12 protein-coding genes are annotated in these 14,670 nt (G+C 28.4%); 1 reads left to right on the top strand and 11 read right to left on the bottom strand.

Features of this window, described 5'->3' with window-relative positions:
• Positions 1–61 precede the first annotated feature (61 nt).
• A complete protein-coding gene (locus tag CAMP5053_RS00480; protein WP_214135799.1) occupies positions 62–544 on the top strand; it encodes a glycine-rich domain-containing protein in 483 nt (160 codons plus the stop codon).
• 22 nt (positions 545–566) lie between these two features.
• Here the strand turns inward: CAMP5053_RS00480 and CAMP5053_RS00475 are convergent, their stop codons facing one another.
• The 11 genes from CAMP5053_RS00475 to CAMP5053_RS00425 form a co-directional block, all read right to left on the bottom strand.
• Positions 567–1,538, bottom strand: a complete 972-nt coding sequence (locus tag CAMP5053_RS00475) for a transaldolase (protein WP_214099972.1) — start codon at positions 1,536–1,538, stop codon at positions 567–569.
• Positions 1,535–2,161, bottom strand: coding sequence for a phosphoserine phosphatase SerB (serB, locus tag CAMP5053_RS00470; RefSeq protein ID WP_214099973.1), 627 nt, complete (start codon positions 2,159–2,161; stop codon positions 1,535–1,537). Before serB ends, CAMP5053_RS00475 begins: the two co-directional genes overlap by 4 nt.
• A complete protein-coding gene (locus CAMP5053_RS00465; RefSeq protein WP_039619209.1) occupies positions 2,161–2,679 on the bottom strand; it encodes a chemotaxis protein CheW in 519 nt (172 codons plus the stop codon). Before CAMP5053_RS00465 ends, serB begins: the two co-directional genes overlap by 1 nt.
• Before the next feature lie 4 nt (positions 2,680–2,683).
• Positions 2,684–4,990, bottom strand: coding sequence for a hybrid sensor histidine kinase/response regulator (locus CAMP5053_RS00460; protein WP_087699661.1), 2,307 nt, complete (start codon positions 4,988–4,990; stop codon positions 2,684–2,686).
• A gap of 2 nt (positions 4,991–4,992) precedes the next feature.
• Positions 4,993–5,946, bottom strand: a complete 954-nt coding sequence (locus CAMP5053_RS00455) for a chemotaxis protein (protein ID WP_087699663.1) — start codon at positions 5,944–5,946, stop codon at positions 4,993–4,995.
• Positions 5,946–6,674: a UDP-2,3-diacylglucosamine diphosphatase gene (locus tag CAMP5053_RS00450; protein ID WP_214126203.1), complete on the bottom strand. Its 729-nt coding sequence runs from the start codon at positions 6,672–6,674 to the stop codon at positions 5,946–5,948. Before CAMP5053_RS00450 ends, CAMP5053_RS00455 begins: the two co-directional genes overlap by 1 nt.
• A 3-nt stretch (positions 6,675–6,677) precedes the next feature.
• Positions 6,678–7,163: a transcription elongation factor GreA gene (gene greA, locus CAMP5053_RS00445; RefSeq protein WP_039619215.1), complete on the bottom strand. Its 486-nt coding sequence runs from the start codon at positions 7,161–7,163 to the stop codon at positions 6,678–6,680.
• Positions 7,164–7,172: 9 nt separating this feature from the next.
• On the bottom strand, positions 7,173–8,270 hold the full coding sequence (gene lpxB, locus CAMP5053_RS00440) for a lipid-A-disaccharide synthase (RefSeq protein ID WP_337217061.1): 1,098 nt from the start codon (positions 8,268–8,270) through the stop codon (positions 7,173–7,175).
• On the bottom strand, positions 8,267–11,107 hold the full coding sequence (locus CAMP5053_RS00435) for a DEAD/DEAH box helicase family protein (RefSeq protein ID WP_337217060.1): 2,841 nt from the start codon (positions 11,105–11,107) through the stop codon (positions 8,267–8,269). Before CAMP5053_RS00435 ends, lpxB begins: the two co-directional genes overlap by 4 nt.
• 263 nt (positions 11,108–11,370) lie before the next feature.
• Positions 11,371–12,294, bottom strand: a complete 924-nt coding sequence (locus tag CAMP5053_RS00430) for a hypothetical protein (protein ID WP_337217059.1) — start codon at positions 12,292–12,294, stop codon at positions 11,371–11,373.
• A complete protein-coding gene (locus tag CAMP5053_RS00425) occupies positions 12,294–14,609 on the bottom strand; it encodes a site-specific DNA-methyltransferase (RefSeq protein ID WP_337217058.1) in 2,316 nt (771 codons plus the stop codon). The genes CAMP5053_RS00430 and CAMP5053_RS00425 overlap by 1 nt, the downstream gene beginning before the upstream one ends.
• Positions 14,610–14,670 lie beyond the last annotated feature (61 nt).

Raw genomic sequence — 14,670 nt, 5'->3', positions numbered from 1 at the left:
TTTTACAATCGTTTATAACACTAAGTGTTATTAAACTATAATTAAAAATAAAAGGAATAATATGTCTACAATACTATTAAAAGAATTGGATTTAGAACCAATCATAGTAAAAATAATTGACAAAAACGAAGGGTTAGGGTGGAGTTTAGAATACACTAAATTCATTGAAACTGAATATAGAAAATTTCTTCTTTTATGTCAAGAAAATAAAGATACCTCAATAGTACCACCAGCTGATGTTGATAAATTTTGGCATTATCATATTTTAGATACATTAAAATATGCTCAAGATTGTGAAAATCTTTTTGGCTATTTCTTACATCATTTTCCTTATTTTGGAATGAGAGGCGAGGAAGATTTCAAAAATCTTAATAAATCTTGGGAGGAAACATGCGTTTTATATGAAAAAAGATTTGGGAAACCTTCGGAATATATAAAAGAAAATTTATGGAAAACAATAGCTAGATGTCCAAATTGCGGTAGAAGATCTCCATCTAATGTTTTTTCACTAAAAAGACCAACTTTAGCAAGTATTAGTGCTTAATCTCATTTGAGATTAAGCCACATTATAAAGATTTTAAAATATCTTCATAAGCTATACAAAATTGCTCTAAACCATCGTCAAGTAAATTTTTACAAGCTTTACTTAAAGCATCTTTTGAAATATTTGCATTTAATTTTTTCTCTATACATTCATCTTTTAAAGGCTCTTTAAATACAATTTGCTTACCCTTAAAAGCTTTTATAGCATCTAGTGGTGCGGTATTAATAGCTTTATCATAGAGTAATTCTTTAATATAATAATCTTTTTCTAAATCATCACCCTTAACACCCGTACTTGCAAATAAAGCTCTAATATTTGCTTCATTTTGTTTAATGATATAATTATAAGCCTTAGTTGCAGTAAGAATTCCCATATAATTTTTATCTAAAACTTGATTATTTAATAATCTATCAAAACGACTTACAAAAATGCTAATAACAGCTTGAGGTTCTTTTTTGGCTATGATATTATTTTTTCTAAATTCTTTTAAACCTAAATTTAAAGCTTCAAAGCATTTTTTAGTTTGTTCAAAATCAAAAATCAAAGTAGCATTGACACTAATACCATTTTTCATTAATTCTTGCATTACTTCATAAGAAGCTTCTGTAGCAGGAATTTTCATCATCACATTTTCTTTTGCAATCTGTGTGTATAATCTTTTTGCCTCAGCTAAAGATAAACTAGTATTATCTTTTAATCTTGGGTCAATTTCAATACTAATAAAACCATCATTATTTTCATAATAATTAATAGCTAATTTATCTGCGGCCTTAGCTATATCTTCTACCGCAAGATACTCATATAAAGCTTTTTTATCTTTAAGATTTGATTTTTTGATTTTTTCTTTATAAATAGCAGAGTTTAAAATCGCATTTTTAAAAATGGCAGGATTTGAAGTAGCGCCGTTAATTGTTTTTGAGTAAATTAAATCTAAAAATTCATGATCTAAAAATTCATTTTCTATAAAATCACACCATAGTGAAAATTTTTTCATTGTATTACCTTTATTATTTCTTTTAAATCTTTTTTATCTATACAAATATCTGCATGAGATCTTAAAATTTCTTTGGCACAAAAAGCTATTTTTAATCCACATTCTTTAAACATAGAAATATCATTAGCTCCATCGCCTACACACATAATTTCTTCTGTTTTTAAATTTAAGAATTTCTTAAGTCTTTGTAGTATAATACCTTTTGAATTATTAAACATAATTTCCCCGCCAACTTTTCCTGTTAAAACACCATTTTTACTATGTAAAAAGTTAGCAAAACCAAAATCAAAATGAAGTTTATCTTGTATTAAGTCAATTCCTTCATGAAATCCACCGCTAAAAACAATAATTTTTATGTTTTTATTTTTTAAATACTCGCATAATTCTTTAGCGCCATTCATCAAAGGTAAATTTTCACAGCACTTTCTTACCTGATCAATAGGCATTCCTTCAAGTAAGGCTACTCTAGCACTTAAGCTTTCAAAAAAATCAAGCTCACCATTCATTGCTTTGTTGGTGATTGCTTTTACAGCATCACCAACATTATATTCTTGCGCTAAAATATCGATGGTTTCTCCATCCATTAGCGTAGAATCAAAGTCAAAGGCACAAAGCTTTATCATTAAAACTCACGCTTTAATAAAGCTTCAGCTTTTAATATAGTCAAGATATTTTCTTCTCTTTTGCCTATACCAAAAATCATACCTTTTTCTTTTAATAAAGTTTCAGGCGGTGGATCAATCCTGCTTCTGTGAATTTTAATAGCTTCTGTTAATCTATCTATCACAAAACCCGCATTACCTGCAGGAGTTTGATTACCATTTGCCATACCTTTTAAAACAATATATCTTGTTTGAGGTGTCATTTTAGAACTACCTTGATTAAATCTTTTAGCAAGATCTATCAAGGGCATAACATTACCCCTCATATTAAACACACCTAAAACATAATCAGGCACACTTGGAACCCTAGTATATTCTATAGGTTTAATAATTTCTTGGATATTAAGAATAGGAATAGCATATTCCTCATCCCCTACCACAAAACCAACAAGCTGAATAATATCCTCTTCTTTATCTACATCAGGTTCTGCAATTTGCGCTTGTTGTTTTTGCAAAACCTGGCTTAATTTATCATTCATCTTCTTATCCTAGTTTTAAATTTTTTCTAACTACATTTTCTAAGTACTCTGGAGAGTAAGGCTTAGTAATATACTCAGTCATTCCTACTTCCACACCTCTTAAGCGGTCTGATTTACTAGTTCTTGAAGTTACTGCAACAAGCGGAAGGTTTTTATACTTAGAATACTTTCTGATTTCACCTGCTAAGGTATAACCATCCATTCTTGGCATTTCAATATCAATTAACACTGCATCAATATCATGCTCACCTGATTTGATCATATTTAAAGCTTCCACACCATTAGTTGCTTCTATAATGCTCACACCTAATGGCTCTAGTGATTTTTGCATGATATTTCTATCCATTTTAGAATCATCCACTATAAGTACTGTGTAATCACTTGGTTTTTCTTTAGCAGTTTTTTTAGATTGTGATTCAATTTGTGCTTTAATATCTACTTTAATCTCTTTAGCTATATCCATCATAGCAGCAACATCAATAATCAAAGTAACCCTACCATCACCACGAATAGTCGCTCCTGCTATACCTTGAATGTTTTGTAAATACTCACCCATAGACTTAATAACAATCTCTTCTTGACCCACTAAAGTATCTACTATAATACCAAGCTTACTTTCTGCTACACCTATAACAACGACATAAGTTTGATCGGTATTTTCAAGCACTTGTTTTACACCAAACACATCTGAAAGTCTTACCAAAGATAACACTTCATCTCTTAGACGTAATACATTTTTACCTTCAATAGTATAAATATCATCAATTGGCACTCTAACTGTTTCAAGAACGCTTGCAAGTGGAATAGCATAAAATTCTTCTTGCGTACCCACAAGTAATGATTGAATAATTGCTAAAGTAAGTGGAATTTTAAGCTTCATTACAGTGCCTTTTCCAAGCTCACTATCGATTTCAATCACACCATTTAATTTTTCAATATTGGTTTTAACAACGTCCATCCCAACGCCACGGCCTGAAACATTAGTAATTTTTTTCGCAGTTGAAAAACCTGGTTTGAAAATCAATGCAAACGCTTCTTTATCGCTCATTTGATCAGCTTCGCGTTCTGTAATTAGATTTTTCTCCATAGCTTTTGCTTTTAATACATCAGCATCAAGCCCTTTACCATCATCAGCAATCTCTACTACAATATGATTTCCCTCATTGTATGCTTTAAGATTAACCGTTCCTTTTTCTGGTTTACCATTAGCCACACGCGTTGCTGGATCTTCTATACCATGATCACATGAGTTTCTAATCATGTGCATAATAGGATCGCCGATTTCTTCCACAATAGACTTATCAAGTTCAGTTTCTTCCCCTGAAATTTCAAGCTCCATTTGCTTACCAAGCTCACGACCCAAATCACGTACAACCCTTGGGAATTTATTAAATACTTTTGCAATAGGTTGCATTCTTGTTTTCATAACCGCAAGCTGAATATCTGTAGTGACAATACTAAGTTGAGAAACAACTTGATTTAATTCTTCTAAGAATTTTTCCCCATCATATCTTTCTTCAACATCATCATAAATTTTCAATAAGCGGTTTTTACCTAGTACCAACTCACCAATTAAGTTCATTAAATGATCAAGTCTTTTAACTTCAACCCTAATGGTTTGATCCATATTTGCACCACTGCTTCCACCACCTGCTGCAGGAACTTTTTTCTCAGCAGTTGCATTTTGTGCTTGAGCAGCTGGTTTACTTGGAGCTGGGTTTGCTTCTTGTGTTTTTTTCTTTTCAGCACGTCTTGCTTGATCTTCAGCTTTTCTTACCTTTAAAAGCCTTTCTATTTCAGCTTCAACTTCATCATCACTAAGTTTATTAACATCAACTTCAGGCTCTTCAGCTTTTGGCTCTTCTTTGACTTCTTCTTTTGACTCTTCAGCTTTAGCCGGTGCAACAGACTCTAAGCTTTCACCTTCTGAAATAGCGGTTAATCTTGCGCAAATTGGAGCTATGTCAAGTCCTATTGCTGTATCATTTCCATTATCTCTAATAGAATTTAACAAAGTTTTCATCATATCAATAGACTCTAAAACCACGTCCATTACTTCAGGAGTAATTTTAAGCTCATTATGTCTTGCTTTATTTAAAACATCTTCCATATGATGAGTAAGTTTTGTTAAAACATCAAAATTTAAAAAGCTTGATGAACCTTTAACAGTGTGTGCGACACGGAAAATTCTATTTAATAGTTCTAAGTCTTCAGGATTTGCTTCTAATTCAACCAAATCATGATCAATTTGCTCGACTAATTCAAAGGCTTCAACTAAAAAATCCTCAAGTATTTCTTGAATATCTTCCATTTTTACTCCTCACCTTTTTCATGTTTTGCTATAATACGAGAAATTTCAGCAAAGAAATCACTTGCGTTAAATTTAACTAAATATCCATCACCACCTGCTTCTTTAACACCTTTATCACTCATAAATTCATTTGACAAAGAAGAATTAAACACGATAGGAATATTTTTAAATCTCTCATCTTCTCTTACTTTAGCTGCAAAGTGAAAACCATCCATTTGTGGCATTTCAACATCGCTTACGATGATTTTTAGATGCTTTCTTAAATCAGCACCATAAGCATTATAAAGCTCTTCTAGTTTTTGTAAGCCTTCAACACCATCTTTTGCTTCAACAACTTTTAACCCGATTTTGTTCAGAATATCTTTTACAAGTTTTCTTGCAGTAGAGCTATCATCAAGTGCTAAAGCCATACCTTCTATTTTTTGGATTTTATCATCTTCAATATCAGTTTGTGGAGTATAAATTCCAAGCTCTTGCACTATGCTTTCTAAATCTAAGATAAGTAAAACCTCATCACCTTCGATTTTAGTCACACCAGTAATTTTACCCTTATCTAAGCTACCCGCACTTGTTGCAAAAGTAGCTGGCTCAATATTTTTCCAATTAATCCTACGAATTCTTTTTGCTTCATGCACTATAAAACCGATCAATACATTACTAAATTCAGTAATGATAACTCTAGGTTTTATATTTGTCATTTCTGGTTCTTGAATTTGCATCCATTTTGCTAGGTTGATTACAGGAATCACCACACCACGAAGATCAAAAATACCTTCCACATATTCAGGCACTCCTGGAATTTCAGTCAAAAAAGGAATTTTAATGATTTCTCTAACCTTAGAAACATTTACACCATAAATTCCCTCATAGACTTTATCGTGGCCTTGCTTAAAGATGCGAAAATCAACAAGTTCCATTTCATTTGAACCTGTTTTAACGACATTCTCATCAAACATTATGCCTCCTTAAGTTCTATTTTGTGAAATCTGATTTCTGGCTCATATTTTACTACAAAAAAACTTTCCTTGTATGCAAAAGCAGCTAAATTTAAATATTTTATATTTTCATATTCTAAAAACACATCTTGATGATAATGACCTTCTATTATAAAACCTATATTATAGTGCTTTAAACGCTCTTTTACTAAGGCAGAAAAATGAGGAATTTTTCTAATAAGTTGTTTTTTGTTTTGATTTTTTAGAATTTTTTGAGTAATTTTTTCTTTACTAATAACATTTAAAAAATTTAAAAAAAATAACAAGTAATGATTTCTCAAACTTTTTAAGCAAAATTGCAAAAAAGGTTTTAAAAAAATATCCCCATGGGCTAATTTTACTAAGGTTTTGTCATGAAATTCACAAAGCAAAGGTTGCTGTTTTATACTAAAAACTTTCACTTTTTTAAAAAATTTAGCTAAATTAAAATCATGATTACCTTCTAAATATATGATTTCAATTTTACACGCAAGTTCTTCAAGTAAGTCTATATAAGCTTTTGCAAAATCATGTGTGGCTTTTACTTCATAAATTAAAAGATCAAATATATCACCCATCAAAAAAAGCTGTGGAGTTTGAATTTTTTTATTTTTTAAGGCTTGCAAAAACTCCCAAAAACCACGCCTATTTTCATTTTCATGCACATCAGCAATAAAAATAGCATTTTCTTTTATAATTATTTTTTGCAAAAACTAAAATTCCAAAGCTTTGTATTCTATAGAAATGATTTCAAATTCACTCTCACCTTTTGGTAAACGCACTTTAAAATCATCACCCTCTTTTTTACCAAGCATTGCTTTAGCAATAGGCGAGCTAATGGAAATATAACCTTTTTCTAAATTTCCCTCATTTACCCCTACCAAAGTATAAGTGCTTTGTTTTTCACTTTCTAAATCCTCTACAACAACAGTTGAGCCAAATTTCACGCTATCATGCTCATAAGAAGATGGATCGATGATTTGTGCTCTTGAGATCAAATCCCCAAGTTCAGCTATCTTTCCTTCTATAAAAGCTTGTTTTTCTCTAGCCGCGTGATATTCTGCATTTTCTTTTAAATCTCCATGGCTTCTTGCTATGTCTATTTCTTCTACTACTTTTGGACGTTCAACTTTTTTTAAATGCTCTAATTCTTTTTCTAATTTCTCATAGCCGTATTTACTCATAGGTTCTTTTTGCATGATTTATCCTTATTTGATTTCATAAAGTATTTTAGCTAAATTTTTTGCACTTGCAAATTGCAAATATTCTTTTAAAAAATCTACTTTATCAAAAAATGCCTTATAATCGTATTTAAGATAAGCTTGATATAAATTTTCCATATTCACTTGCTCTTGTAAAAATTCAGGATTAAGCTCGCTTTTTCCTGCAAAATCCAAAAAAATATTTGCAAGGCCTATATGTTTGAGTTTTACAAAACATCTTGCGATAAATACATCGATAGCTTTAGCTTTATAAGCAAGCACAAAAGGCGTGCCGACCAAAGCTGCTTCAAGTGTAGCTGTGCCACTACAAATAAAAGCAAAATCAGCATTTTTTAGCACCTTTGGGGTGTTAGTTTGAATTTCAAAATTACTCATTTCCCCGTAAATTTCTAATCTCTTTAAATTAAACTCAGGTGCACAAAGGATTTTTTTACCTTCAAATTTAACACTTAATTCTCTAAAAATAGGCATCAAACGCTTTATTTCACTTTTTCTTGAACCTGGTAAGAAAGCGATGATTTTTTCATCATCTTTTTTTGAAAATATAGAATTTATATCTTCTTGGTTTTTAAACTCTTTTATCTCATCTAAAAGCGGATGTCCCACATAAGTACTTTTACTAAAAAACTCACTATCAAAAGGCAAGATAGAAGCTAGCACATCAAAATGACTTTCTATGATAGGAATGCGACCTTTTTTCCATGCCCAAACTTGAGGTAAGATATAATAAATTCTTTTTACTTTAGAATTTGCTTTTTTTAAAGCCTTTGCAAAAGGTATGTTAAAAGCAGGTGAATCTATACATAAAATCGCATCAATTTTTTGAGTAAAACTTAAACTCACTAGCTCTTTTATGGCTCTTTTAGCTTTGAAAATGAGTGGCAAAACCTCTATAAAACCCATAGCGCTAAACTCATGTGAGCTATAAAGTGGCTTGGAATTTAGACTAAATTTTTTACACAAATTCTCATCATAAATTCCTACTAAATCAAATTCTTTATACTCATTTTTATAAGCTTTTAAAACTTCTTTTAAATGCAAATTTGCTGAAGGCTCTAAAGCACAAACTAAAAAGGTTTTCATTTGAAAATATCCTCTATTGTAGATTTAACAAAGTCTTTTAATTCATCTGAAAAAGTATAATTTTTATTATAAAAAAACAAATTAACTTTTATACTTTTATCTTCATAACTTAAATTTTTATTTTCAAATATTGCTTTAAAGCCTTTTAATTTAAATCTAGGATTATCTTCTATTTTTAAGCCTTTTGGATCTATAAAATATATAAAAAAATCTCCACTTTGTTTATTTTTTAACCAAAATATAAAATCAGGATAAAATTTTCTTTCTTTTTGCTGTTCTTCATCAAAATAAGGGATATAAATTTCATCTTGATTTTCTACCAATTTAGAAAAATACCATTCATATTGTTCAAAAAAAGACAAATTTAAATTACTTTCTAAATCTTCTAAAAATTCTTTTTCACTTTTATTAGAAATGGCAAAATTAATCTTATTTTCTTTATCATTTTTATTGTAAATGATTAAAGGGCTATAATAATGCTTGCTAAGTTTTGCACTAATTATATAGTTTTGCACCTCCTTGCTTTTTTGACTTTCTTTTATACCTTGCATTAGCTCATCTAAATTTATTTTTTTATTTTCAAAGTCTGCTTTTAATTCATCTTCACTTTTTGCGTTTAAAACATCTTTTATAGTCTTATTAATTTTTTGAACGGTTTCAAAATCTAACTTTGCTTGTATATTTTTATAGTGCGTTATTTCTTCTTCTAGCTTTACAAATTTATCCAAAACTTTGGCATTAGAATTTAACACACTATTGATTGTTTTTAATGTTGTTTTTTCATTAAATTCTACTCTATCTCCTGATAATTGTATTTTACTTTCTTTTCCTTCGCTAAATTTATAAAATTCTTCTAATGTAGAATATTTAAAATTTTTATACAAACACTGCTCTAAAATCAAAACATCCTCATCGTAAGATTTTATAAATTCTTTTAAAGATTTTGCTTCTTTTTCTGAAATTTTATAAAACTTTTTTAGCTTTGCTTCGTTTTTGTATTTTGGCACAGGTAAATTAAATGACAATTTTGTTTCTTTAAATCCTTTTAAATGCCTATTTTCCATAAATTCACATTCTATACCCTCTATGATAGCTTTTATGGCTTCATTATCACTTGCCATTACAAAAAGAGTTTCTAAACCACATGCTAAATTTACACATCGCTCATCGATTTTAAACATCTCTTTTAAAGCATTTAATCTCTTTCTTATATTTAAGAAAGGTTCTATTCTAACACCTCTTCCTATAGTTTGCAAAACATATTTTTTAGCATTAATGCTTCCTATATTGATAAAAGAAATTAAATTTACACGATTGCTATCCCAACCTTCTGAAAAAACCTTACTTCCTAGCATTATATTGATAGAGGATTGTGAGCTATTGATATTTTCAAAATGACTTTGTGATATATCACTTATGCTTTCTACCCCAAGCTCAAGTAAAAAATCTTTTTCCCATTCTTTTGCATTTGAAATATTTAAAAGCATGAAAGGTTTGTTTGAATTTTTACTCTTAAAAGCCAATTCTTTATCATTTCCTTTAATGCTATAACATTCTAATTTTGCATTTGCATTTGCATAAAAAATATTTTCTCTAAGTTCATCGTTATTTGCATTTTTTATATATTTTAAAAAATCATCACTTAGTGTATTTATACCAAAATATAAATTTTGATTTTGAAGTTTTTCACAAAGCTCTAAAGCTATATTGCCTATATCTACTTTATTTTTTAATACATTATACACTGCCTTAAAATACGCTTTTATACCCGCATCTTGAGTATTTACTTTATCAGAAACTGCTATGATTAAAGGATTGTGATATATAAAATCTTGTCTTTTTAAAAACAATTCTTCTTTTGATTTTACAATAGCATTGAAGATTATAAAACTTTCTAAAATCGTTTTAATTTTTACTTCTTCGTTATTTTCACTTTTAAAATCTAAATTCTCATTTAAAACTGCTATATTTTTACCATATCCCTCTTGATTAAATTTTTGAAGATTATAATTATACGCACAAGTTATAAAATCTATTTCATCTTCAAAGGTAGCAGAAAAATTAAAAACAAAGCCTTTTGGAAATTCATCTTCTTTGATAAAACCTCTAGCAAGTTCATGATAATAGTTTTTTCTTAGCGATGTTTTACTATCACCTCTATGAGCTTCATCTAACAATATATACCAACCATCTTTATTAAGATAATTTTTATAGTTTAATCTTTTTGCTTTTTTATCTTTACCTACATTTTCTTCACTCTCAAGTAAATCACTTCTTGCAAAATACACTACCGCTTCATTTAATAAACTAGCTTCTTTTTCTATGCTTTCAAAATCTTTTAAATCTTTTATTTTGATAAAATTGCTGTGATGATTGTTGTATTTAGCTATATTTGCTTTGAATTGATTTAAAATCTTATCATTTGGTGCTAAAAGCATGATAGGCTTTTTAGGTAATTGATTATTTTTAATAAATTCATGTATCAAAACTATAAGTTTGATCATAACTATAGTTTTACCACTTCCTGTAGCCATCCAAAATGAAGCTCTTGCGATATGTTCTTTTTGTAGTTTTAAATTCTCGCTTTCATCTTGATAAAATTCTAAAAGTTTTCTACGCTCTTGATTATATTCATGCGAATTTAACTCATCTTTCATATAAAAAGAGAGTATAGCTAAAGCATTTTTAACACTTTCTTGCTGATAAAATTGCAAATTTATAGCTTGAGAAAAATTACCAAAATCATAACTTTCATCAAGCTTTTGCACTAGTGATTTATCATGGATAAATTTATTTAGCAATAAATGTTTTCTTGTGTTTTGTTTTGCTTTAGCCATTATTTTTCCTTTAAAGCTTTAATTGTTTTTATCATTTGCAGTATGTAAGAATTTTTACATACTGAAATTCTTATAAACGCTCATCTTGCAATATGTTTTTAATATACGTAGCAATATTTTCTCTTAAAACATCAAAAAGTTTTACCAAGCTCTTTTGATTTGATACATACTATCACTAAACTCATAAAACTCTACTTTGAACTTTTTAACTTGCATAATGCAAAAGATGATGTTGTTTTGTATTAGCTTTATTACCTCTGATCTCAATTAAAAAGACTTGGCGTTTTATAATCATACTTTGTTTGCAGATATTTTTCAAATTCTTGAGGAATAACTTTAATTTTATTTTCATTAAAATTAAAAATTTCTTGAATAAAATATTCCTCTGTTTCTTTATTTCCGTTTTTTATTTTTGCATCTATACGCAATAAAGCCTTGATAATATCATCCTGATTACCTTCTTTAAGCGGATAAAAACCATCTAAAAATTTTGACATAAATACATTATCTAGTATTTTTGCATTAAACTTTTTCTTAGTCTCTAATAATTCAAATGTCCATTTTCCTTGTTGCTTAGTATTGATCGATTTTGAAATTATCAAATCTAATATTTCATAATTAGGTTCTAGTTGACGGATAATATCACCTTTTTTAATATGATTAATAAAATCTTTTTTTGGTATTACATTTCTATTCTCATTGTTAAAACTTATTGATTTTATCGTTTTGCTCTTATTGATTGCTTCATACAACACGCTTTTTTCTTTTATAGATTTATCTAAAATATACCCATAATTGCCTAATTCGTTATTTATTTTTTCGAGTGTAAATATATCTTTTTCTAACACACCTTTTATTGCATCTCCTAAAATTTGTCCAGCCCTCTTATAGTAATATGGTGTTTCATGTCCTGTTAAACCTTCAACAAAGGCTCTACCAGCTTCACTTTCATTGAGCCAAGTCAAAATACAAACACCTGTACCTAACAACATATGTTTAATTTTTAATTTAAACGAACCTTGTTCACATGGATATATAACCAATGAAATATCTTGATAATTTGATAACAACTTTACACACAAATCATTACTAATTGTATTAATAGTATTTATAATCAAATTCATTTCATCAAGAGTAATATAATGCTCATCTTGTCCTAAATAAATATATAATTCACTCTCGTTCATCACTTTTCCCACCATATTAGATTTTTTAGTTTTTGATATTTAATTAAGTCTATATTTTCTAAATTTACAATCTCATCGTTTTCAAATTTACAAGATTTTATGCCATTTTCATCTATAAAAATATTTTTGATTTGAAGTCCTAAAAGATTTGACATCGTTAAAAATATATCCAATTCTTTATCATAAGCTTTCATATCAAGACATATATTTTCGCCTTTTTTGAGTGCTTTTATGAGTTTGCGTGATTTTCTATAATCTATAAATGAGTTTTTATCAAGCTCATACTCACAATTTTCTAAACTTTCTTCATAGCTTTCAAGTTCATAGTATCTAAAAGCGCCACCACCTTTAAATTCTACTTCTTTGCTTATACCACAAACAAAACCATTTAAAACTTTTTTCATTCTTGGGATGATGACTTTGTAAAAATGCTCTCCCATTTCCACTCCAAGCCATTTGCGTTTTAGTTTATGTGCAGTAGCTATTGTAGTGCCACTTCCTAAATGATAATCAAAAACTATAGAATTTTCATTACTGCTTGCTTTTATTATTCTTTGAAGCAATTTTTCTTGTTTTTGTGTTTGAAAATTTAAAAATTCTTTTCCATGAGCCGTTGCCATTGATGGAATATCATTCCATACATCATACTGAGATTTTCCTAATAATATCCAAGTATTATTTACAAATTTTTGTGGCGGATAATATCTCTGATCTTTTTTCCACATCATATAATATTTTCCATTTTCATCTATGGAAAATTTATCATCATCTTCATAGGGAATTCTTACATCATCAAAATTAAAAATATGATTCTTTGTTTTATAATATAGTATAGTATCATGCTTTGGAGCAAATTTAATATTAGTATTTGTGGTACCCTTGTAATTCCACACAATTTCATTTACAAAATTCTCTTCCCCGAAAACTTCATTTAAAAGCTCCCTGCCACGATAATTTGCATTGTAATCTAAATGCAAATAAAAACTTCCTTTATCGCTTAAAAATTCTTTTGCTAATTCCAAGCGATTATGCATTAAAGAAAACCAAGTACTATCTTGAAATTTATCTTTGTAGTCAAAGTCACTTCCTGTATTAAATGGCGGATCTATATAGATTAGATCTATTTTACCTTGATATTTTGGCATTAGAGAGTTAAGTGCTTGAAAATTATCTGCTTTTACAAGCTCTCCATTTAAAATTTCATCTAAATTTTCAAAACTTTGCAAAAGTTTATAATAATTTTCCTCGCTTAAATACTTTGTATCAAGCGGTAAGAATTTGTATTTTTCATCATTTATGAATTTTATATCAAACTCATCATTTATGAAATTTAATTCTTTCCATTCTGTGATTTGCTCATTAAAATTTACATCTTTATATATGGAGTTTAAAATTTCACCAGCGTTATTTGAGTGTGATTTAATAGTATCTAAGCTAAATACATAGTGAGCATTTTTAGCAAATTTTGGCTTTAACCATATAGCTTTTAACTCATTTTCAAAGTCAGCTATCAAGTCGATGATAGCAAAAGCAATTTGTTTTAGATCGTTGATTTCATCTATCTTTTCTTTAGTCCAATCAGTAATGCTATCATTCACATAGAAAAACAACCACAAATCAAATTGTTCTTTTAAAAATTCTTTCGCATTTTTATGGATGAAAAAATCTACTTCATTTTGTTTTTTATAAGTTTTAAAAAGCTTTTTTAGCTCTTCTTCTTTTATGTTTATTTGTGCATTTTTTAAAGTCTTTAAAAAAACATCACTAAATTCGCTTGAGTTTTGTTTAAATACATTTGTGCCATCATTATTTTTAGAATTTATCACTTTTATGTTTATATTATCATCTTGTATATTTTGCAAATAAAAATTGATTTTACTTTTATTATTATCAGCATTTTGCTCATACTCATCGGTAAGAAAATTTAAAGTGTATTTTTTATCTTCACTTTGCAAGCTTAAAGGATTATAAATAGTATCTGATTTTACATAGTATAAATTTTGTGTTTTATAAAAAAGACTTGTGTCTTTTGAATTTGAATATACCCTTGCATAGATATTTTTATACATAGGTGTATCGTAAAAAAACGGCGTTCCTGTTTCGTTTAAATAAGTGCTAAAAAAATTATAAAGTTTATTATAAGTATCTGTATAAAGCTTTTGTGTGTCTAAATAGTCTTTAATTTTTTGAAAATATTTTTCTTTTATAACGAGTAAATTTGTAAAACCATTTTTAGCTTGATTTTGTGAATGTTTGATTTTTGTTCCCAAATAGCAATCCTCTAATTTTAAATAAAATGCTTTTTTATAATCCATGCTTTACCTTTAAATTTGTAAGTTAAAATAATATCTTTTTTTGACTTAAAAAAATGAATAG

This window comes from Campylobacter sp. S4:11 (assembly GCF_024723695.1).
Classification (GTDB): Bacteria; Campylobacterota; Campylobacteria; order Campylobacterales; family Campylobacteraceae; genus Campylobacter_D; species Campylobacter_D jejuni_C.
Note: the sequence above shows the minus strand (reverse complement) of the source record. Positions and strands in the feature narration are given on the sequence as shown.